The sequence below is a fragment of the Streptomyces sp. HUAS MS02 genome (genome assembly GCF_055702265.1).
Genome location: NZ_CM146747.1, coordinates 5,872,734 through 5,892,674, shown reverse-complemented (window position 1 = coordinate 5,892,674; position 19,941 = coordinate 5,872,734). Strand labels below are relative to the sequence as shown.

Below are 19,941 nucleotides of genomic sequence, written 5' to 3'. Positions count from 1 at the left end.
GCCGCCGCGTGCGGGAGGCGACTTCTCCGCGCCGGCCGGGGCCTGCCGGACGGTGTAATGCGGCGAGTGAGAGGCGCACCTTGCCGGTGGGAGGTGTGTGGGGGTTTGGGGGGAAATGGTCTGGTTTGATCGGAGGTGCCCGGAACCGGACTTGAACCGGTACGCCCGCGAGGGGCAGCGAGGTTTAAGCTCGCCGTGTCTGCATTCCACCATCCGGGCAGGCCATGGGCTCCGCGCTGAGGTCCCGAGCCTATCGGGACGCTTCCCCCGAACAGTCGAAGAGCGGACCGATGTTGTCTTATTTTATTGACGTCTGAGGGTGCATCAGCCCACGGAACACGCCATCCGCACTTGCCAATAGCCTTACGGACGGCAAGACCGCCCGTGTGCGGAATGACGGAATTTCACCGCCCGAACGAGCGGTCCCCCGTGTCACACGCGCGGTGACGCGGTGACTCGTGTCGGTCAGGGCCCCGCCCCTCGGGGTCGGAGCCCACCGTCATCCCCAGGTATGACGCGACGCCCGCCGGTCCGTCAGAAGTCTGCCCCCGGAACCGGAACAGCGGCTGACTACACGGCGCTCGCGCGTCGAGACGATGGAGCCCTCCACGAAACGAGAAGCGAACGGCCCCGGCATGCCCTCGGCACGCGCCACGAACCGCCCGTCGCCCGGCCCGCCCGGCCGTTCCCGCACACCCCAAACACCGTCGTCCCGACAGGAGTTCCACCCGTGACCACCACCCCCCTCGCCACCCGGTCCACCGCCGTGGCCGCCCGCGCCACGGAACTGTCGAAGGTCTACGGACAGGGCGAGACCCGGGTGGTCGCGCTGGACCAGGTCACCGTCGACTTCCGGCAGGCCCAGTTCACCGCGATCATGGGGCCCTCGGGGTCCGGCAAGTCCACGCTGATGCACTGCGTGGCCGGCCTGGACACCTTCTCGGCCGGCTCCGTCCGCATCGGCGAGACCGAACTGGGCTCGCTGAAGGACAAGCAGCTCACCAAGCTGCGCCGGGACAAGATCGGCTTCATCTTCCAGGCGTTCAACCTGCTGCCCACACTGACCGCGCTGGAGAACATCACCCTCCCGATGGACATCGCGGGCCGCAAGCCGGACAAGCAGTGGCTGGACACCGTGATCCGGATGGTGGGCCTGGCCGACCGGCTGAGCCACCGGCCCGCCCAGCTCTCCGGCGGCCAGCAGCAGCGCGTCGCCGTGGCGCGGGCGCTCGCCTCACGGCCGGACATCATCTTCGGGGACGAGCCCACCGGAAACCTGGACTCGCGCTCGGGCGCCGAGGTGCTGGGCTTCCTGCGCAACTCCGTACGGGAGTTGGGGCAGACGGTGGTGATGGTGACGCACGACCCGGTGGCCGCGGCGTACGCGGACCGGGTCATCTTCCTCGCCGACGGGCGCATCGTGGACGAGATGCACGAGCCGACGGCGGACCTGGTGCTGGACCGGATGAAGAGGTTCGACACCAAGGGGCGGACCAGCTGAGGGAGTTCGCCACCCCGGCTCACATCCCCCGCGCGCATCCCGCGCACCCGCACACCGCGCACCCGCGCGCACATCCGCTCCGCCCTGCCCGCCCCGACCACAGGACCCCTTCATGTTCCGTACCGCCCTGCGCAACGTGCTCTCGCACAAGGCCAGGCTGCTCATGACCGTGCTCGCGGTGATGCTCGGCGTCGCCTTCGTGTCCGGCACGCTCGTCTTCACCAACACCATCTCCGACGCGCTGCAGAAGAGCTCGGCCAAGGGCTTCGACCAGGTGGACGTCGCGATCCGGCCGGGGTACCAGCCCGACGAGGGCGACACCGTCGCCGACCAGCCCAAGCTGACTCCCGAGGTGCTGGAGAAGGTCGAGCGGGCACCCGGCGCCGAGTCGGCGATCGGGGTGGTGAGCGGGTTCACCGCCCTCGCCGGCAAGGACGGCAAGCTGATCGGCGGCGACTTCCAGTCGCAGGGCGGGAACTATTGGGGGACGGACGACCCCCGGTATCCCATCCGGGACGGCGGCCGCGCGCCGAAGGGCGCCGACGAGGTCGCGATCGACTCGGAGACCGCGAGGCGTGCCGGGTACGAGGTGGGCGACACCGTGCGGCTGTCCGTCGACGGCCCGGTCCTCACCCCCACCGTCAGCGGCATCTTCACGACGGACGACGGCAATGTCGCCGCCGGCGGCAGCCTCACCCTGTTCGACACGGCGACCGCACAGAAGCTCTTCCACCTGGAGGGCGAGTTCGACACGATCAACGTGACGGCGGCGGCCGGCACCAGCCAGACCCAGCTGCGGAAGTCCGTCGAGGACGTCCTGCCGAAGGACTCCGTCCACACCACCACCGGTCAGCAGCTCGCGGACGACCAGGCCACGCAGATCGCCACCGAGATGAGCGGCCTGAAGAACGCGCTGCTGGTCTTCGCCGGGATCGCCCTGTTCGTGGGCACGTTCATCATCGCCAACACCTTCACCATGCTGGTGGCCCAGCGCACCAAGGAGTTGGCGCTGCTGCGCGCGGTCGGTGCCTCCCGCCGCCAGGTGACGCGCTCCGTGCTGATCGAGGCGTTCGTGGTGGGCCTGGTCGCCGCGGTCACCGGCCTGGCCGCCGGTGTCGGGATCGGCGCCGGGATGCGGGCGCTGATCAGCGCCCTCGGCGAGACCGTCCCCGCCGGCCCGCTGGTGGTCTCCCCCGGCACGGTCGCCACCGCGCTGCTCGTCGGCGTACTGATCACGATGCTGGCGGCCTGGCTGCCGGGCCGTCGTGCGGCGAAGATCCCGCCGGTCGCGGCGATGAGCAGTGTGCACGCGAAGGCGACGACCAAGTCGCTGGTCGTCCGGAACACGATCGGCGCGCTGCTCGCCGGCGCGGGCGTGGCCACCGTGCTGTACGCCACCACCATGGACGGCTCGGACGGGCAGGCGCCGATGGGCATCGGCGCGGTGCTGCTGATCATCGGTGTCTTCGTCCTCACCCCCCTCCTGTCCCGCCCGCTGATCGCGGCCGCGGCCCCGCTCATGCGGGTGTTCGGGATCTCCGGCAAGCTCGCCCGGCAGAACTCCGTACGCAACCCGCGCCGCACCGCGGCGACCGCCTCGGCGCTGATGATCGGCCTGACGCTGATCACCGGGATGACGGTGATGGCGGGCAGCCTGCAGAAGTCCATCGGCAAGATGGCCGCCGACGCGATCAAGGCGGACTACGTCGTCTCGATGGCCAACGGCAACTACCTCTCCCCGGACGTGGAGAAGAAGCTCTCCGCCACCGAGGGCGTCACCGCCGTCTCACCGCTGCGCAACGCCGAGTCCCGGATCGGGGACGAGACCGAGTACCTCACGGGCGTGAACGGCGCGGCCATCGGGAAGCTCACCAGCCTGCCGGTGGACAACGGGGCGTTCAAGGTCGGCGGCGGCGAGGTCGTGGTGGACGCGGACACCGCCGAGCGGCGCGGCTGGAAGGCCGGCTCCGAGTTCACCGCCGGGTTCGAAGGCGGCGAGAAGGAGAAGCTGACCGTCTCCGGGGTCTACGAGAGCAACGAGCTGATCCGGGGCATCCTGCTGGACAACGCGACGCTCACGAAGCGGCTGCCGGCCGACGCGGCCCCGGCCGACATGATGGTCATGGTCAAGACCTCGGCCGGTGCCTCCGACGCCACCAAGGACCGGCTGGAGAAGGCCCTCGGCGAGAACCCGGCGATCAAGGTCCAGAGCGGGCAGGACCTCTCCGACGACATCGCGCAGATGTTCACGCTGATGCTGAACATGCTGTACGGCCTGCTGGCCATGGCGGTGATCGTGGCCGTCCTCGGAGTGATCAACACCCTCGCCATGTCGGTGTTCGAGCGCTCGCAGGAGATCGGCATGCTCCGGGCGATCGGTCTCGACCGGCGGGGCATCAAGCGGATGGTCCGTCTGGAGTCCCTGGTCATCTCCCTCTTCGGCGGTGTCCTCGGCATCGGCCTGGGTGTCTTCTTCGGCTGGGCCGCCGGCGAGCTGATCGCCAGCCGGATGCCCACGTACGAACTGGTCGTCCCCTGGGCCCGGATGGCCGTCTTCCTCCTCCTCGCCGCCACCGTCGGCATCTTGGCCGCCCTGTGGCCGGCCCGCCGCGCGGCGAAGCTGAACATGCTGGCGGCGATCAAGTCGGAGTAGCCGCGCGGGAGCCGGCGGGAGCCCGGCGGGAGACATAAGGACGGGGGCGCGTACATGGCCGTACGCGCCCCCGTCCGTGCGTTCAGGCCCCCCAGGTCCGGGCCCTGAGCGGGAGGCCCGACGCACCCCCTTCCGGCGGCCGTACGGCCAGTACCTGGTTGACGCCGAGGCGGTTGCGTTCGAAGCCGAGGGCGCAGGCGGCCATGTACAGGCGCCAGACACGGGCGCGGCCGGGGCCGACCAGGGCGACCGCGTGGGCCCAGCGGGCTTCGAGGTTGGTGACCCAGGCGCGCAGGGTCAGGGCGTAGTGCTCGCGCAGGGACTCCACGTCGCGGACCTCGAACCCGGCGCGTTCGAGCTGGGTGACGGTGGTGCCGATCGGGGCGAGTTCGCCGTCCGGGAAGACGTACGCGTCGATGAAGCCGTCGACGGAATACGCGCTCTCGTCGCGCCGCGGCCGCCGGGAGATCTGGTGGTTGAGCAGCCGGCCGCCCGGAGCGAGCAGCCGGTACAGGTCCTCGGCGTACTCCAGGTACCGGTCCGCGCCCACGTGTTCGGCCATGCCGACGGAGGAGATCGCGTCGTAGGGCCCGTCGGTGACGTCGCGGTAGTCCTGGACACGGATCTCGACGCGGTCGGTGAGGCCCTCGTCGGCGACGCGTTTGCGGGCGTAGGCGGCCTGCTCCTGGGAGAGGGTGACGCCGACGACCCGGACGCCGTACTCGCGGGCGGCGTGCACGGCCATCGAGCCCCAGCCGCAGCCGACGTCCAGGAGCCGCTGTCCCGGGCGCAGGTCGAGCTTGCGGCAGATGAGGTCGAGCTTGTCGTACTGGGCGGCCTCCAGGGTGGTGGTGCCGTCGGAGGCGGCCCAGTAGGCGCAGGAGTACACCATCGACGGGCCGAGGACGGCCTCGTAGAAGTCGTTGCCCACGTCGTAGTGGTGACTGACGGCTCGTCTGTCGGTGCGTCTGGTGTGCCGGTGGCGGCTGCGGACCTCCTCGCGGGGCGGTCCGGGCGGGACCAGGACGGCGGGGCCGGCCAGCTTCAGCAGCTCCTTGACGGCCGTCCGCGCCCGGGGGTCGCGCAGGACGTCGGCAAGGCTCCGGGCGTCCTCGTCCCGCTCCCACACGTGTGCGGCCATCAGGTCCAGTACGGCGTAGAGGTCGCCCTCGACACCGAGGTCACCGGCGACCCAGGCGCGGGCCAGGCCCAGTTCGCCGGGCTTCCACAGCATTCGGCGCAGGGCCCTGCGGTTGCGTACGACGAGGGCGGGGGCCTGGGGCGGTCCCGCCGTCGATCCGTCCCAGGCTCGCAGGCGGACCGGGAGCGGGGTCCCCGACAACTGCTCGAACAGGGTCTTCAGCCGCGACGCGGCGTCCTGCATGGCGCACACCTCCGTGACAACAGATCCCGGAATGTCCAACGACAAACGTAATCACCCGCGGGGCTGTGCCGTATTCCCGGCGGGAGGTGTGTTTTCGGCTGCGGGTGAGTGGGGACTGGTCGCGCAGTTCCCCGCGCCTCTGAAAGACAGGCCCTGCGCCCCTGAAAGACCAAGCCCTGCGGGCCTGAAAGACCACGGCCCTGCGGGCCTGAAGAGCGGCGGGGCCGCGGGGTGAAAAGCACGGGGCGCGGCCCCTGCTTTTCAGGGGCGCGGGGAACTGCGCGAGAAGCCCCACGCACCCGCACCCGCCGACGAACCGAACCCCCCACCCCCTACCGCGAACGCCAAAAGACCTCCCGCACCACGGATGGCGGGAGGCCCTTCGGACAGCTCAGCGGGTCAGGAGGCCTTGGCCTTTTCCCCGGTCTTGCTCGCGGCAGCGACCGGCGCGGGCTTGGCCGCCTCGTAGAACTCCTCGCGCGGAGTCTCGATCGCGCCGAGGGAGACGACCTCGCGCTTGAGGAACATCGCGAGCGTCCAGTCGGCGAAGACCCGGATCTTGCGGTTCCAGGTCGGCATGGCGAGACCGTGGTAGCCACGGTGCATGTACCACGCCAGGCGTCCGCGCAGCTTGATCTTCATCTTGCCCATGACGATCATCGCGACGCCCTTGTGGAGGCCGAGACCCGCCACCGCGCCCTTGTTGGAGTGCGCGTACTCCTTCTGCGGGAAGCCCCGCATGCCGGAGACCACGTTGTCGCCGAGGACCTTGGCCTGACGCAGCGCGTGCTGCGCGTTCGGCGGGCACCAGGCGTTCTCGATGCCGGCCTTGCGGGCGGCGACGTCCGGGACCTGGGCGTTGTCGCCCGCGGCCCAGATGTAGTCGGTGCCGGTGACCTGGAGGGTCGGCGAGGCGTCCACGTGACCACGGGGGCCGAGCGGGAGGCCGTAGCGGGAGAGGACCGGGTTCGGCTTGACGCCGGCGGTCCAGACGATCGTGTTGGAGTCGACCTCCAGGCCGTTCTTCAGCACGACGTGGCCGTCGACGCAGGAGTCCATGGAGGTGTTGAGGTAGACCTCGACCCCACGGCCCTCCAGGTGCTCCTTGCCGTAGAGGCCGAGCTTCGGGCCGACCTCGGGGAGGATCTTGTCGGCGGCGTCGACGAGCACGAAGCGCATGTCCTCGCGGGACACGTTCTTGTAGTACTTCGCGGCGTCGCGGGCCATGTCCTCGACCTCGCCGATGGTCTCCGCACCCGCGAAGCCACCGCCCACGAAGACGAAGGTCAACGCCTTGCGGCGGACGTCCTCGTCGGTCGTGGAGTCGGCCTTGTCCAGCTGTTCGAGGACGTGGTTGCGCAGGCCGATGGCCTCCTCGATGCCCTTCATGCCGATGCCCTGTTCGGCGAGGCCGGGGATCGGGAAGGTGCGGGAGACCGCGCCGAGCGCGATCACCAGGTAGTCGAAGGGCAGCTCGTACGCCTCGCCGACCAGCGGGGCGATCGTGGCGACCTTGCGGTCCTGGTCGATGGTGGTGACCCGGCCGGTGAGGACCTCCGCCTTGGGGAGCACGCGTCGCAACGGGACGACGACATGTCGGGGGGAGATGCTGCCGGCGGCGGCTTCGGGGAGGAAGGGCTGGTAGGTCATGTACGACCGGGGGTCGACGACCGTGACGGTCGCCTCTCCGTAGCGCATCTTCTTGAGGATGCGCCGAGCTGCGTACAGGCCTACGTACCCACCGCCTACTACGAGGATCCTGGGACGCTCCGTGGTGCTCATGCCATCGAGTATGTACCCGCCATCCGGGGGTCGCTCGTGCGCCCCTTCACAAGCTTCTCCACGCCCTCTGATACACTGCGCGACCCCTTTGGCCGGGCCCACCGCCCACCAGGGGACCGGCCGGGGGGTTTGACCGTTGTCAAGGCCGCGTGAACTGCCGTTCCGGCCTCTCGGGGGCCCTGGACCACCCTTCCGTTTCACACGGACGAGACCCCCGCGAAAACCCTTCGAGGGCGCCCCGTTGACCCCTTGGAGCCCCGGAACGCTCTGCGGAGCCTCAAAACATCGCTCAACAGGGGCGATTCTCTTGTGAAGAACTTCACGAACTTTCTCGGCGCCGGGTCGACGAGAGGTGCCGGAGCACCCCTCGGACGCGCTCATACGTTATCCGAACAGCTCAAGCGAGGGCTACCAGTGAGTAGTAAACACTCGCTCACAAGCGTCCGCGGGCCGCCGGGAGGACCCCGGCGGTCACCCCCGGACTACGCCACGGACCAGGCGATGCCGTCCAGAATGTCGTGTTCGCTCACCACGACCTCCGCCGCCCCGATCCGCTCCATGATCGACAGCAGCACCAGGGAGCCCGCCGCGATCACGTCCGCCCGCCCGGGATGCATCGACGGGACCGCCTCCCGCTCGGCGTGCGTGGACCGCAGCAGCCACTCGGTGATCTCACGGACCCGGTCGTAGGCGATCCGCGAGTGGTGGATGGCCGCCGAGTCGTACGCGGGCAGGTCCTGGGCGATCGCGGACAGGGTGGTGACCGAACCCGCCAGCCCGACCAGGGTGTGCGCCTCGCGCAGCGGCACGTCCCGCTCGGCGAGGTCGAGCGCCGCCTCGATGTCGGCGCGGATCGCGGCGATCTGCTCCGGCCCGGGCGGGTCGACGACCGCCCCGTCCCGGACGAGGTGCCGCTCGGTCAGCCGTACGCAGCCGATGTCCACCGAGCGGGCGCCGCGCACCCGCCCGTCGCCGACGACGAACTCCGTGGAGCCGCCGCCGATGTCCACCACCAGGTACGGCGTGGTGAGGTCGGTGCGGCCCGTCAGCTCCTTGGTGGCGCCCGTGAAGGAGAACTCGGCCTCCCGGTCGCCGGAGATCACCTCGGGCTCGACGCCGAGGATGTCGAACACCCCGCGCACGAAGTCGTCCCGGTTCTCGGCGTCCCGGGAGGCGGAGGTGGCCACGAAACGGATCCGCTCGGCGCCCAGGTCCTTGATGACGGCCGCGTACTCGCGGCAGGCCGCGAAGGTCCGCTCCAGCGCCTCGGGCGCCAGCCGTCCCGTACGGTCCACGCCCTGGCCCAGCCGCACGATGATCATCCGCCGGTCCAGCTCGACCAGCTCACCGGCGGCCGGGTCGGCGTCGGCGACGAGGAGCCGGATGGAGTTCGTACCGCAGTCGACGGCGGCGACCCGGGTCACTGGTCCTCCCCCTGCTCGGTCTTCTCGGGCGCCGACGCCGGCACCACGCACGGGCCCTTGGCCCACCACTCCGGCAGCATCGCGATCGCCTCGTCGCCCAGCGGGTTGACGCCGGGACCGGCGGCCAGCGAGTGGCCGACGAGGACGTGCAGGCACTTCACCCGGTCCGGCATGCCGCCCGCGCTCGGGAAGCCCTCCAGGACCTCGATCTCGTCACGGCGGGCGATGTAGTCCTCGTGCGCGGACCGGTAGGCGGCGGCCAGCTCCGGGTCGGTCCCCAGCCGCTCCGTCATCTCCTTCATCACGCCGTTCGCCTCCAGCGTGCCGATCGCGGAGGCCGCGCGCGGGCACGTCAGGTAGTACGTCGTGGGGAAGGGCGTCCCGTCCGGCAGGCGCGGAGCCGTCTCGACGACGTCCGGCTGTCCGCAGGGGCAGCGGTGCGCGATGGCGCGCAGCCCGCGCGGCGGGCGCCCGAGCTGCTGCTGGAAGGCCTCGACGTCGGCGTCGGTCGGCTCGGTGCGCGGGGTGGGCGGCGGAGGGGTCTGCATAACCTGCTACTCAAGTCCTCGGTGTGGCTCATCGGTTGACGGTCACGAAGGTGACCGTTCAGCTGTCGGCGGCGTCGGCCTTGTCGACCCCGTCCCAGACATTGGTGTACCAGGGACGGTCGGCCGCCCCCTGGGTCGTACGGGACTGCTTCGCCGCGTCCGGGTCGATCATCGTGTAACCGGTCTCGCCCGGCATCACATAGTGCAGCCGCTCGCGGATGCGCTGCTCGGCGTACGCGTCGTCCTGCCAGCGCGCCTTGAGGTCGCGCAACTCCTCGACCCGCTCGCGCGCCTCCTCGCGCTCCCGCTGCATGTCGGCGATCTCGGCACGCTGGGAGACGTACTGCCTTATGGGATAGGCGAGCGCCACGATCATCGAACAGAGGACGAGGGCGAGGAGCGCGGCCCGGCCGGTCAGCCGGGAGCGGCGGGCCTGGCGCTTGGTCTGGGAGCGGTAGACCCGGGCGGCCGTCTGCTCACCGAGCACCTTCAGCCGGGTCGCGGTGGAGAAACGGTCCCGGTCCCGGTCCTTCACGGCCATGTCCCGCTTCCCCTTCCGCTTCTGCCTTCTCCCGCGCGCACGCGCGTACGTCCCCGCACACGGTACGGGACCGGTACGGGGACGTACGTACGACGCTTCCTACTGTTGCCGTCAGCCCTTGAAACGGGGGAAGGCGCTGCGGCCGGCGTAGACCGCGGCGTCGTCGAGGATCTCCTCGATGCGCAGCAGCTGGTTGTACTTGGCGACGCGGTCCGAGCGGGCCGGGGCGCCGGTCTTGATCTGGCCGCAGTTCACGGCGACGGCGAGGTCGGCGATGGTGACGTCCTCGGTCTCGCCGGAGCGGTGGGACATCATGCACTTGAAGCCGTTGCGCTGGGCCAGCTCGACGGCGTCCAGGGTCTCGGTCAGCGAACCGATCTGGTTGACCTTGACCAGCAGGGCGTTGGCGGAGCCCTCCTCGATACCGCGGGCGAGACGCTCGGGGTTGGTGACGAAGAGGTCGTCGCCGACGATCTGGACCTTGTCGCCCAGCTTCGCGGTGATGGTGTTCCAGCCGGCCCAGTCGTCCTCGAACAGCGGGTCCTCGATGGAGACGAGCGGGTACGCCTCGACGAGGTCGGCGTAGTACTCGGTCATCTCGGCGGCGGAGCGCTCCTTGCCCTCGAAGACGTAGACGCCGTCCTTGTAGAACTCGGAGGCGGCGACGTCGAGCGCCAGGGCGATCTGCTCGCCGGGGGTGTAGCCGGCCTCCTTGATGGCCTCGAGGATGAGGTCCAGGGCGGCGCGGTTGGACTCCAGGTTCGGGGCGAAGCCGCCCTCGTCGCCGAGGCCGGTGGACAGGCCCTTGGTCTTCAGCACCTTCTTGAGGGTGTGGTAGACCTCGGCGCCCCAGCGCAGGGCCTCGGAGAAGGACTCCGCGCCGATGGGGGCGATCATGAACTCCTGGATGTCCACGTTGGAGTCGGCGTGCGAGCCGCCGTTCAGGATGTTCATCATCGGAACGGGCAGCAGGTGCGCGTTCGGGCCGCCCAGGTAGCGGAAGAGCGGCAGGTCGCTGGCCTCGGAGGCGGCGTGGGCGACGGCGAGGGAGACGCCGAGGATGGCGTTGGCGCCGAGGGAGGCCTTGTTGTCGGTGGCGTCCAGGTCGAACATCGCCTGGTCGATGAGGCGCTGCTCGGTGGCGTCGTAGCCGACGAGCTCCGGGCCGATCTGCTCGATCACGGCGAGGACGGCCTTCTCGACACCCTTGCCGAGGTAGCGGTTGGGGTCGCCGTCACGGAGCTCGATGGCTTCGAAGGCACCGGTGGAGGCGCCGGACGGGACGGCGGCACGACCGGTGCTGCCGTCGTCGAGGCCGACCTCGACCTCGACGGTGGGGTTGCCTCGCGAGTCGAGGATTTCCCGGGCTACGACGACGTCGATGGACGGCACGAGCATCTCCTTCATGGGATGTGACGCGGAAGTGCGGGGCCCGCGGGCCTTGCGACTAGAGCCTAACCGCCCCGGGCGCGTCGGCAGCCGACCGACCGTCCCGTGGACAGACAGACCGTACCCATTGTTTCAGTCCGGAACAAAGGGGGGTGGGCCAGAAAGTGAACGGGAAGGGTCCCGCGGGGCGGGCCTGGAGGTGCACGGGCATGAAAAACCCCGCCCCGGTGCGTACGGGGGAATGCGCACCGGGGCGGGGAGCTCGTGGGGACGGGGGACGGCCTCACGAGGTCTTCACTATGGAGGACACGGATGTGAGCGGGCTGTGGTTCAGCCGGGAAGCGGCCCGAATTTCTCGGCCCGGCCGAACCAGCCCCGCCTGCCCGGCCATGGGGGCGGCCGTGGGGGACGGCAGGCGTGTGGTAGTCGTCGTCCTCGCCCGGGGTCAGCTCAGGTGGAGCTGCTGGCCCGGGTAGATGAAGTCGGCGTCGTCGATGATGTCCTTGTTCAGCTCGAAGAGCTTCTCCCAGCCACCCTTGACGTTCTTCTTCTCGGCGATGCCGCTGAGGGTGTCGCCGCTGACGACCTTGTACTCGCCGTCGCCCTTCTTGACCTTCTTGCCGGTCGGGGTCTCGACGGTGGCGCGCTCGGAGGAACGGGAGGCGCGGGTCTCCTCGCCGCTCTTCTCGGTGCTCTTCTGCGAGGTGCCGGAGTTCGAGGAGGAGGCGGCGGCGCCGTCGTACGAGGCGCTGGACAGGCCCTTGCCGCAGACCGGCCAGGCGCCCTTGCCCTGGCCCGCGAGGACCTTCTCGGCGATGGCGATCTGCTGGGCCTTGGTCGCCTGGTCGGCGGTGGAGGCGTACTGCGTGCCGCCGTAGCCGGCCCAGGTGGAGGCCGCGAACTGCAGGCCGCCGTAGTAGCCGTTGCCGGTGTTGATGGACCAGTTGCCGCCGGACTCGCACTGGGCGACGGCGTCCCACTCGGAGGCGGTGGCGGCGGAGGCGCTGCCGGCGGCCATCAGCGGGGCGGCGACGGCGGCGGCGCCGGTGACACCGGCGACGGCGATGGCGCGAACAGCCTTGGACGGGCGACGGTGCTTGCCCTTGCTGGAAAACAGCATGGAGAGATCCCCTCACCGACGCCTGCGAGGTGAGCTGTCGGGTTCGGGCCGGTTGAGTTGCCCGGCCGCGTCCGCTCGCCTCTCGGCTCACATGGCGCGGCTTCACCCCGAGCCGGTTCCGGACGTACGCCCCCGAAGGGCCGCAACCACCGGACCCGGCACTTACCTTGGGTCCCCCGCTCCTGCCTACGGCGCTTGACGCGACGACTGTTCCTTGCGGCCGTTGGCAGGATTCGGCGTACCGACCGCAGGGGCCCGCTGTGGCGAGCGGTCACGACCGTAAACAGGTGATTGCCCGAATTTCAAAGACGATCAGGGGGTCTGTGATTCATCTCCCATGGAGATCAAAACGGGCATTCAGGGGCGAATGGTGACCCGAACTCTCGCTACTTTTCGCCCGTTTCGGCACCGACTTCGAGGGTCTGACCGGGAAGGATGAGGTCCGGGTCGGTTCCGACCGTGGTCTCGTTCTCGGCGTACAGCTCGCGCCACCCGCCGGTCAGGTCCAGCGAGTTGGCGATCCGCGTCAGGCTGTCGCCCGCACGGACGGTGTACGCGCCGTCCGTGGCCGCCTGCGCCGCGTCGCCGCCACGGGAGGCGTGACGGCCGGAGGGGGTGGGGTCGGCGGCGCGGGAGCCCTCGGTCGCGTCCACACCGGCCTCCGCGTCGACGGCGGCGCTCTCGTCGGCGCTGGCGCCGCGGTGGCGACCGGTACCGGCATCACTCTCACCGGCCGAAGACTTGTCGCTTTGCTCAGACTTGTCCGACTTTGCCCCCTCGGAGGTCGCGGAGTCGTCCGCGCCGGCCTCGACCTCGGCCTCGGTGGAGCCGTCGGCGGTCGAGCCGGTCGAGTCCGAGGGCTCGGCCGAGTCGGACCCGTCACCCTTCCCGGCCGAAGTGGACGAATCAGATGAACCTGACGAATCCGAAGAACCAGACGAGTTGGCTGAATCGGAGGAATCGGAGGAACCGCCCGACTTCGCCGAGTCGTCCGCAACGCCCGTGTCCACGTCGGCCGAACCGGAGTCGCCACCGAGGTTGTGCAGCAGACCGCACGTGGCCCAGACGCCGACGCCCTGGTCGGCGAGCACCTTCTCGGCGACGGCTATCTGCTGCGAACGGCTGGCCTGGTCGGCGCTGGTCGCATAGTCGAGGCCGCCGTACTTCTCCCAGTTCGCCTGGGTGAGCTGGAGGCCGCCGTAGCGCCCGTTCCCGGTGTCCGCGCTCCAGAAGCCACCGCTCTCGCACTCCGCCACCTGGTCCCAGGTGGTCCCGTCGGCCGCGCTCGCGCCGGTGGCGCCGAGCAGGGGGATCGCGATGGCCGAGCCGGTCACTCCGGCCGCGACGAGGAGGGCGGGCGCCTGACGGGGGCGACGGTGACGACCGTTCCCGGAGAGCATGCGGTTGCCTTTCACACGACAGCAGTGACCGGTGCGAAGGGCGTGATGACCCCTTCGCACTGACGTGTGAACGTAGCCGCAGTCGATCAGTTGTCACAAGTTAATGCAGCGCAGATCACGTGAAGATCACAGAGTTGAGGGAGCGTCATTTTCCGCCATGGAATGCGTTACTGCTACGGGCTGCCCGGGTACTACTACGTACCGTTCACGCGCCGCCCACGAACCGCCCCTGCGGGGTGAATTGCACCGGAAGCGTGCGCAATCCCCGCATGATGAGCCCTCCTCGCCATCTCAAATCGGCTGAATCCACCGCGAGTCGAAGGTCGGGGAGGCGGCTGAGGAGTGTCGCCAGCGCGGTCTGGCCTTCGAGGCGGGCGAGGGGGGCGCCGAGACAGTAGTGGATGCCGTGGCCGTAACCGAGGTGCTGGTTGTCACGGCGGGAGAGGTCGAGGGTGTCGGGGTCCTCGAAGCGGGCCGGGTCGCGGTCGGCGGCCGCGAGGACGACGAGGACGGGGTCACCCGGGGCGATGTCCTGCCCGCCGACGGTGAGGGGGCGGGTCGCGAAGCGCCAGGTGGCTAGTTCCACGGGGCCGTCGTAGCGCAGGAGTTCCTCGACGCCGGTCTCGAGCAGCGCGGTCTCCCCCGCGGCGAGGGAGGTCTGGAGGCGGGAGCGCTGCTCGGGGTGGGTGAGCAGGGCGTAGGTGCCGTTGCCGATGAGGTTGACGGTCGTCTCGAAGCCGGCGAAGAGCAGGATGAACGCCATCGCCGCGGCCTCGTTCTCGGTGAGGTGCTCGCCGTGGTCGGAGGCGCGGATGAGGCCGGAGATGAGGTCCTCGCCGGGGGCGGGGTGCTCGGTGAGGGCTTCCCGCTTGCGGTGGATGAGGTCGGCGAGATAGCCGCGCATCTTCTTGACCGAGCGCGCGACACCGCCCCTCGGGCCGCCGCCGTGCCGGATCATCATGCCCGCCCAGTCCCGGAAATCATCCTGGTCCTCGCGGGGGACGCCGAGCAGGTCGCAGATGGCGTGGATGGGCAGGGGGAAGGCGAAGTCGTGGATGAGGTCGGCTTCGCCCGTCTCCGCGAAGCGGTCGATGAGCTGGTCGGTCAACTCCTGGACCCGCGGGGCGAATTCGGCGACGCGGCGGGGTGTGAACGCCTTGGAGACGAGGCGGCGGAGCCGCGTGTGGTCCGGCGGATCGATGTTGAGCAGATGGGTCATCAGCTCGGCCTTGCGCTCACCGGGGATGCCGGTCTTGCCCTTGGCGTGGGCGGGCTCGGCGTGGTGCGCGGGGTTCTTCGACAGGCGCGCGTCGGCGAGGGCCTGCTTGGCGTCGGCGTAGCGGGTGACCAGCCAGGCCTCCACACCGCTGGGGAGCCGGGTCCGGTGGACCGGCGCGTGCTCCCGGAGCCAGGCGTACGCCGGGTAGGGGTCGGTGGCGAACTCCCAGGTGAAGAGGTCGGGCGCGGGGGGTGCCGCGGGAGTGCCGGTGGGGGTGGGTGCGGGCTGCTCGGTCACCCGTCGACGGTAGCGGGCGCCCCGGGCGGCCTCCCTCCCGGCCAGGATCTTCTCGTCCCGCGCGCCCCGGGGGGGGCGACGGGCCTCAGTCGCCCAGCACCCGGACTCGGTCGAGCACGGGGTCGAACCCGAGCACCGGGTGGTCGTACGCACCCTCCGGGCACATCACGACCGGCCTGGCGAGGTGGCGACCGAGGCCGCGCAGGAAGTCGCAGAACGCGTCGAGCCGGTCCTGGCCCTGGATCTCCCGCAGGTCCATGTCGAAGTCGATCTCCTCGTCCGAGAGGAAGCGGAAGATCACCAGCATGTCCCGCGTCGGCCACACCCTCAGCTGGGGGCATTCGGCGCCGGGCGGTCGCGCGAGGACGTGGGCGGCACTCGGCACGGCCAGCGGCGTGGCGCCTTCCATGTACTCGTGCTTCCAGCCGCTCCGTGCGACGAGGTCGAGGAGCGCCTGCCAGTGCCGCGCCGATGCGTTCGGGACGTACAGGTCCGGCAGGGCGCCCATCAGGTCGGGGTCGAAGCGCTCCTTCACCTCGTCCCACGGCAGGTCGGGGGTTTCGTCGCTCCGGGGCATGTCAGTCCGTGTCCAGGCCCTCCGCGGTGCGGATCGCGTCGCGGTAGGCGCGGGACGCCGCTCTCAGGGCCGCTTCGGGGTCGGTGCCCTCGGCCTCGGCGCGGGCGGCGAGGGTGAGGAGTTCGTAGCCGATGCCGTGGCCCTGGGGCGGCGGGACGGCGAGGCCGGCGGTGCGGACGCGGGAGGAGAGCTTGGCGGCGAGGGCGAGGCCGGGCTGGCCGAGGGGGATGCCGTCGGTCACGGACTCCCGGCGTTTCTCTATCGCCTTCGTGCGCAGCCAGTGCGCCTTGACCTCCTCCGGGGTGGTGGCCGTGGCGTCGCCGAAGACATGGGGGTGGCGGTGGATCAGCTTGGTGATGATGCCGGCGGCGACGTCGTCGATGGAGAAGGGGGCGTCGGGGTCGTCCTCGGCGATACGGGCGTGGAAGACGACCTGGAGGAGGACGTCGCCCAGTTCCTCGCGGAGTTCCTCGCGGTCGCCCTCCTCGATGGCCTCGACGAGTTCGTACGCCTCCTCGATGCCGTACTTGGCGAGGCCCTTGTGGGTCTGCTGCGAGGACCAGGGGCATTCGGCCCGGATGCGGTCCATGACCTGGACGAGGTCGAGGAGGCGCGCGCCGGGGAGGTCGTAGGAGGCGGGGAGCAGCTCCAGGGACGGCATCGTGAGGCGGCCCGAACCGGCGAGGCGGGCGAGGCCGTCGGTGAGGCGGGGTTCGCCCTCGGCGGTGGCCACCACGACCACGGTGCGGCCGCCGGCGCAGGCGTCGACCAGTTCCTCGGCCGTCGGGGTCGCCCGCTCGACCGTGACGCCGGCCTCGCGCAGATACGGGAGCTGCGGATGCGCCTCGTCCGCGCAGAGGACCCGGTCCGCCCCGTGCAGTGCCTGCCACGCGGGCCAGGACAGCAGACCGGGCGCCACCCGGTGGCTGGTGGTGAGCAGGACGACTCGGCCGGGGTCGGGGGACGACGTCTGGGGGGCCGTGGGACCGGGGTCGCCGTCGGGGCGGTGTGCGTTCACCCCACGAACGTAACCCACGCCGCCGACGGCCCCCGAAGCACCGGTTCCGCCCCGCGCTACGCCGGCTGCTGTGTCCCCGCCCCGGTGACTTCCTTCAGCCACGGGGTCTTGGCCTCCAGGAGGCCGATGCGGCCGGATGCCTTGTCGACGCCCCAGCTGCCGTAGCGGGGGTTGAGGTCGACGCCGAGGTTCTCGGATGCCTCCGAGAGGGCCTTCCAGAAGACCGTGCCGCCCTCCGGGCTGTTCAGGTCGGCGCCGAGGGCGGCTGCGAGTTTCTGGACCTCGACATCGCTGCGGAGGCTCTCCTCCAACTGCTCGGGGGCGACGCTGTAGCGCTGCAGGTAGGCCGCTTCGAGGGCCTCGGCGCCGCCGGCCTCCGTCTCCAGGCCGGAACGGTACTGCTGGACCTCCTTGCGGGTGACGGTCACGCCCGCGTCGTTCAGCGCCTGGTCGAGGACCTTCTCCAGGACCATGCCGTTCAGGGTGTTGCGGGTGAGGGCGCTGGTCTGGGCGACGGCCTGCTGGTACTGGCTGTCGTCCGTGCTCGCGGCGCGCTGGGCGGCGCGCACCTCGTTCACCCGGTTCTCCAGCTGCGCGACGGTGATCCGGTCGTCGCCGACGACGGCCGCCGCACCGGGGTGCGCATCGCCTCCGCAGGCGGTGAGGAGCGGGGCCGCGGCGGTGAGCGCGGCGGTGAGGAGGAGCGCGGTGCGACGGCGGCGGTGCAAGTTGGCCTCCCGAGGAGATTGTGCGGCGGTGCACAAGGTCTTGCGGTGATCGATGGTAGGCAGTGGCCCTGCTCTCGGCCAGCCATTCGACCAACGATTCACGTCGACTTCCGGCACCGCCTCGTGCCACGTCCGGCTCAGCCCCGCACTTGCCCCAGCCACTGCAGGGTGCGCCGCACCTCGCCCGCCAGCGGGTGGCCCGGTCCCCGCAGCCGTTCCACGTCGAGCAGCAGCCGGCCCAGGGTCTCGTGGGCGGCGCCGCGGTCGCCGAGGGCGAGGAGCAGGTGGCCTATGCGGCGGCGGACGTCGAGGGAGAGCTCGGGGTCGCCGCCGACGTACTGGTTCTCGTAGTACGGCAGCAGGGAGCGGTACTCGGCGAGGGCCGCGGCCGGTTCGCCGAGCTGTTCGAGGCACTGGGCGGAGTCGTAGCGGTAGCGCAGGGCCTGGGTGTCGGCCTGGCCGGCCTCGGCGGCGCGCTCGTCGGCGAGGCGGCGCAGCTCGGGCAGGGCGCGGCGGTACTGGCCGTCGTCCATGAGCGTGGCCGCGTACTGCTTGCGCAGAGTGCGGACGACGGGTGAGTGCTCGCCGTGCTGGGCGGCGGCGGCCGGGAGGATCGCGCCGAGGATGTCGACGGCCTGGGTGATGCGGCCCTCGCCGAGGAGGCGCTTGACCTCGTCGACGGCGCCGGCCACGTCGGGCTTGTCGGCCGCGGGCGCGGGGTCGGGCGCGGCCGACGGCTGGGGCGCGGGGATGCGGGCGCGGTCCGGCCAGGGGGCGTGCGGGCGCAGGAAGGGGCGCGCGGGGTCGAGCGGGGACCCGGTGGGCATACCGCGCGCGGGCAGCAGCGGGAGGAGTTGCTCGTACGTCTCCTGGGCCGAGGACGGGCGGTGCTGCGGATCCTTGGAGAGCAGACGGAGGACCAGGGCCTCCAGGTTCTCGGGGACCTCGGGGCGGATGCGGCGGACCGGGACCGGCGGATCGTACAGGTGGCGGTGGAGCACGCCGAGGGCGGTCGAGCCGGTGAACGGGACGTTCCCGCTGAGCAGTTCGTGCATCAGCACACCGAGGGCGTACAGGTCGGTGTAGGGGCCGACCGCGCCGCCCATGGCCTGCTCGGGGGCCATGTAGGCGGGGCTGCCGATGGGTGAACCGGTGTGGGTGAGGCGGGTGGTGTCGCTGTCCATGACGGAGGCGACGCCGAGGTCGAGGACGGTGACCGTGCCGTCCTGCTTGACCATGACGTTCCGCGGCTTGAGGTCGCGGTGGATGATCGGTACCGCGTGCACGGCGGAGAGCACGGCGCACAGCTGGGCGGCGACCGAGACGGCCCACTGCCACGGGTAGGGGTCGTGCTCGGCGAGGTGGTCGGCGAGGTCGGCCCCGTCGACGTACTGCATGACGAGGAACAGCTCCTCGCCCTCGCTGCCCGCGTCGTGCACGGTCACCAGGCCGGGGTGGTCGACCTGGGCCGTGACGCGGCACTCCCGCACGAAACGGCGGCGCAGTTCGTCGGCCTCCTGGCCCGCGACCTTGTCCGGGCGCAGCAGTTTCACCGCCACCCGCCGGTCCAGGCGCTGGTCGTAGGCCGTCCACACCTGGCCCATGCCGCCCTGTCCGATGAGCGTGGACAGTTCGTAGCGGCCGGTGATCAGGCGGCCGGTCCCCTGCCCCTGGGTCACCTGTCTCCCTCGTGGTTGCGGAGATAGTCGCTGAGCTCGTCCAGCTCGGCGCGCACCTGGTCGATTCGGGCGGGCCCGGGGCGCTGCGGGTCCGGGGCCTGCTGGTGCTGCGGCGGGGGCTGCTGCACGGGCGGCTGCGGGACCGGCGGGGTCGGGGTGTAGGGCTGGGGGGCTGGGACCGGCGGGTAGCTGTAGCCGGACTGCTGGGGGTTGTAGCCGGAGGGCTGGGTGTTGTACCCGCTCTGGCCCGAGTACGCCGTGGTCCCGGCGAACGGCGACGGCGGCACCGCACGGGAGCGGCTGAAGTGACGTATGTCCGCGGACAGGTAGTACGCGACGATCGCCACGAGTCCGCCGAAGAGCAGCCCCATGCCGACGTCACCGCGCCAGGTGGTGAACTCGTCCTTGCCCGGGTCGGTGCCGATGATGTACAGCGTCACGACGATGTGGACGAGCGCCAGGGCGAACAGCCACCAGTCGCGGGGCCTGCGGGTCACCGAGGCGAGCCGCAGCAGGCAGGCCCAGGCGAGCAGGCCACAGCTCATGACCGCGACCACCACGAAGATCACACGGAGTGTGATCTGGCCCCCTTGATCGGGGCCGGGGGGCGGTGTCGGCGCGTAGCCGTGGCCTTGCATGGCTGCTCCTGAGGGCCTGGTGAGAGTGGACGTGCGATGTCGT

The 19,941-nt window shown here is 70.8% G+C and carries 16 protein-coding genes, 1 tRNA gene and 1 riboswitch; of the genes, 2 read left to right on the top strand and 15 right to left on the bottom strand.

Annotation, left to right across the window (positions count from 1 at the left end; all coding sequences use genetic code 11):
• Positions 1–136: 136 nt before the first annotated feature.
• Positions 137–219 (bottom strand) — tRNA-Leu (locus ACZ9QC_RS25415).
• A 511-nt stretch (positions 220–730) separates the two neighbouring features.
• Between ACZ9QC_RS25415 and ACZ9QC_RS25410 the strand changes: the two genes are divergently transcribed.
• Positions 731–1,501 carry an ABC transporter ATP-binding protein gene (locus ACZ9QC_RS25410; RefSeq protein WP_472915233.1) on the top strand — a complete coding sequence of 257 codons (771 nt, stop codon included), beginning with the start codon at positions 731–733 and terminating at the stop codon, positions 1,499–1,501.
• Positions 1,502–1,613: 112 nt separating this feature from the next.
• Positions 1,614–4,154 carry an ABC transporter permease gene (locus tag ACZ9QC_RS25405; protein ID WP_472915232.1) on the top strand — a complete coding sequence of 847 codons (2,541 nt, stop codon included), beginning with the start codon at positions 1,614–1,616 and terminating at the stop codon, positions 4,152–4,154.
• Positions 4,155–4,236: 82 nt separating this feature from the next.
• Here ACZ9QC_RS25405 and ACZ9QC_RS25400 read toward each other — a convergent pair whose 3' ends face one another.
• The 14 genes from ACZ9QC_RS25400 to ACZ9QC_RS25335 form a co-directional block, all read right to left on the bottom strand.
• The gene (locus ACZ9QC_RS25400; protein WP_472915231.1) at positions 4,237–5,538 is read right to left on the bottom strand and encodes a class I SAM-dependent methyltransferase; all 1,302 of its coding nucleotides are present in this window, start codon (positions 5,536–5,538) and stop codon (positions 4,237–4,239) included.
• A 399-nt stretch (positions 5,539–5,937) separates the two neighbouring features.
• Complete coding sequence (locus ACZ9QC_RS25395) at positions 5,938–7,320, bottom strand: NAD(P)/FAD-dependent oxidoreductase (protein WP_469075406.1); 1,383 nt, start codon at positions 7,318–7,320, stop codon at positions 5,938–5,940.
• Between the two features lie 482 nt (positions 7,321–7,802).
• The gene (locus ACZ9QC_RS25390; protein ID WP_472915230.1) at positions 7,803–8,744 is read right to left on the bottom strand and encodes a Ppx/GppA phosphatase family protein; all 942 of its coding nucleotides are present in this window, start codon (positions 8,742–8,744) and stop codon (positions 7,803–7,805) included.
• A complete protein-coding gene (locus tag ACZ9QC_RS25385) occupies positions 8,741–9,292 on the bottom strand; it encodes a DUF501 domain-containing protein (RefSeq protein WP_472915229.1) in 552 nt (183 codons plus the stop codon). The genes ACZ9QC_RS25390 and ACZ9QC_RS25385 overlap by 4 nt, the downstream gene beginning before the upstream one ends.
• A gap of 58 nt (positions 9,293–9,350) precedes the next feature.
• Positions 9,351–9,833 (bottom strand): FtsB family cell division protein, encoded by a 483-nt coding sequence (locus tag ACZ9QC_RS25380; protein WP_472915228.1) that lies wholly within the window; start codon positions 9,831–9,833, stop codon positions 9,351–9,353.
• A 111-nt stretch (positions 9,834–9,944) separates the two neighbouring features.
• Positions 9,945–11,225: a phosphopyruvate hydratase gene (gene eno, locus ACZ9QC_RS25375; protein WP_472915227.1), complete on the bottom strand. Its 1,281-nt coding sequence runs from the start codon at positions 11,223–11,225 to the stop codon at positions 9,945–9,947.
• A 442-nt stretch (positions 11,226–11,667) separates the two neighbouring features.
• Positions 11,668–12,342, bottom strand: coding sequence for a transglycosylase family protein (locus tag ACZ9QC_RS25370; protein WP_472915226.1), 675 nt, complete (start codon positions 12,340–12,342; stop codon positions 11,668–11,670).
• A 4-nt stretch (positions 12,343–12,346) separates the two neighbouring features.
• A riboswitch (cyclic di-AMP (ydaO/yuaA leader) is annotated at positions 12,347–12,546 on the bottom strand.
• A gap of 182 nt (positions 12,547–12,728) precedes the next feature.
• Entirely contained in the window at positions 12,729–13,742 is a 1,014-nt protein-coding gene (locus ACZ9QC_RS25365) for a transglycosylase family protein (RefSeq protein WP_472915225.1), read from the bottom strand.
• A gap of 205 nt (positions 13,743–13,947) precedes the next feature.
• The gene (locus ACZ9QC_RS25360) at positions 13,948–15,258 is read right to left on the bottom strand and encodes a cytochrome P450 family protein (RefSeq protein ID WP_472915224.1); all 1,311 of its coding nucleotides are present in this window, start codon (positions 15,256–15,258) and stop codon (positions 13,948–13,950) included.
• Positions 15,259–15,343: 85 nt separating this feature from the next.
• Positions 15,344–15,835: a hypothetical protein gene (locus ACZ9QC_RS25355; protein ID WP_472915223.1), complete on the bottom strand. Its 492-nt coding sequence runs from the start codon at positions 15,833–15,835 to the stop codon at positions 15,344–15,346.
• A gap of 1 nt (position 15,836) precedes the next feature.
• Complete coding sequence (locus ACZ9QC_RS25350; RefSeq protein WP_472915222.1) at positions 15,837–16,853, bottom strand: nucleoside triphosphate pyrophosphohydrolase; 1,017 nt, start codon at positions 16,851–16,853, stop codon at positions 15,837–15,839.
• A gap of 56 nt (positions 16,854–16,909) precedes the next feature.
• Positions 16,910–17,581, bottom strand: coding sequence for a SurA N-terminal domain-containing protein (locus ACZ9QC_RS25345; protein WP_472915221.1), 672 nt, complete (start codon positions 17,579–17,581; stop codon positions 16,910–16,912).
• A gap of 137 nt (positions 17,582–17,718) precedes the next feature.
• Complete coding sequence (locus tag ACZ9QC_RS25340) at positions 17,719–19,185, bottom strand: protein kinase domain-containing protein (protein ID WP_472921802.1); 1,467 nt, start codon at positions 19,183–19,185, stop codon at positions 17,719–17,721.
• A gap of 71 nt (positions 19,186–19,256) precedes the next feature.
• The gene (locus tag ACZ9QC_RS25335; protein WP_472915220.1) at positions 19,257–19,898 is read right to left on the bottom strand and encodes a hypothetical protein; all 642 of its coding nucleotides are present in this window, start codon (positions 19,896–19,898) and stop codon (positions 19,257–19,259) included.
• Positions 19,899–19,941: the final 43 nt, after the last annotated feature.

What these genes read in the sequence shown, in the direction of transcription:
- ACZ9QC_RS25355 (WP_472915223.1), bottom strand. Translation starts at nt 15,835, where the DNA reads ATGCCCCGGAGCGACGAAACCCCCGACCTGCCGTGGGACGAGGTGAAG.
- ACZ9QC_RS25405 (WP_472915232.1), top strand. Translation starts at nt 1,614, where the DNA reads ATGTTCCGTACCGCCCTGCGCAACGTGCTCTCGCACAAGGCCAGGCTG.
- ACZ9QC_RS25380 (WP_472915228.1), bottom strand. Translation starts at nt 9,833, where the DNA reads ATGGCCGTGAAGGACCGGGACCGGGACCGTTTCTCCACCGCGACCCGG.
- ACZ9QC_RS25340 (WP_472921802.1), bottom strand. Translation starts at nt 19,185, where the DNA reads ATGGGCCAGGTGTGGACGGCCTACGACCAGCGCCTGGACCGGCGGGTG.
- ACZ9QC_RS25335 (WP_472915220.1), bottom strand. Translation starts at nt 19,898, where the DNA reads ATGCAAGGCCACGGCTACGCGCCGACACCGCCCCCCGGCCCCGATCAA.
- ACZ9QC_RS25370 (WP_472915226.1), bottom strand. Translation starts at nt 12,342, where the DNA reads ATGCTGTTTTCCAGCAAGGGCAAGCACCGTCGCCCGTCCAAGGCTGTT.
- ACZ9QC_RS25400 (WP_472915231.1), bottom strand. Translation starts at nt 5,538, where the DNA reads ATGCAGGACGCCGCGTCGCGGCTGAAGACCCTGTTCGAGCAGTTGTCG.
- ACZ9QC_RS25385 (WP_472915229.1), bottom strand. Translation starts at nt 9,292, where the DNA reads ATGCAGACCCCTCCGCCGCCCACCCCGCGCACCGAGCCGACCGACGCC.
- ACZ9QC_RS25395 (WP_469075406.1), bottom strand. Translation starts at nt 7,320, where the DNA reads ATGAGCACCACGGAGCGTCCCAGGATCCTCGTAGTAGGCGGTGGGTAC.
- ACZ9QC_RS25365 (WP_472915225.1), bottom strand. Translation starts at nt 13,742, where the DNA reads ATGCTCTCCGGGAACGGTCGTCACCGTCGCCCCCGTCAGGCGCCCGCC.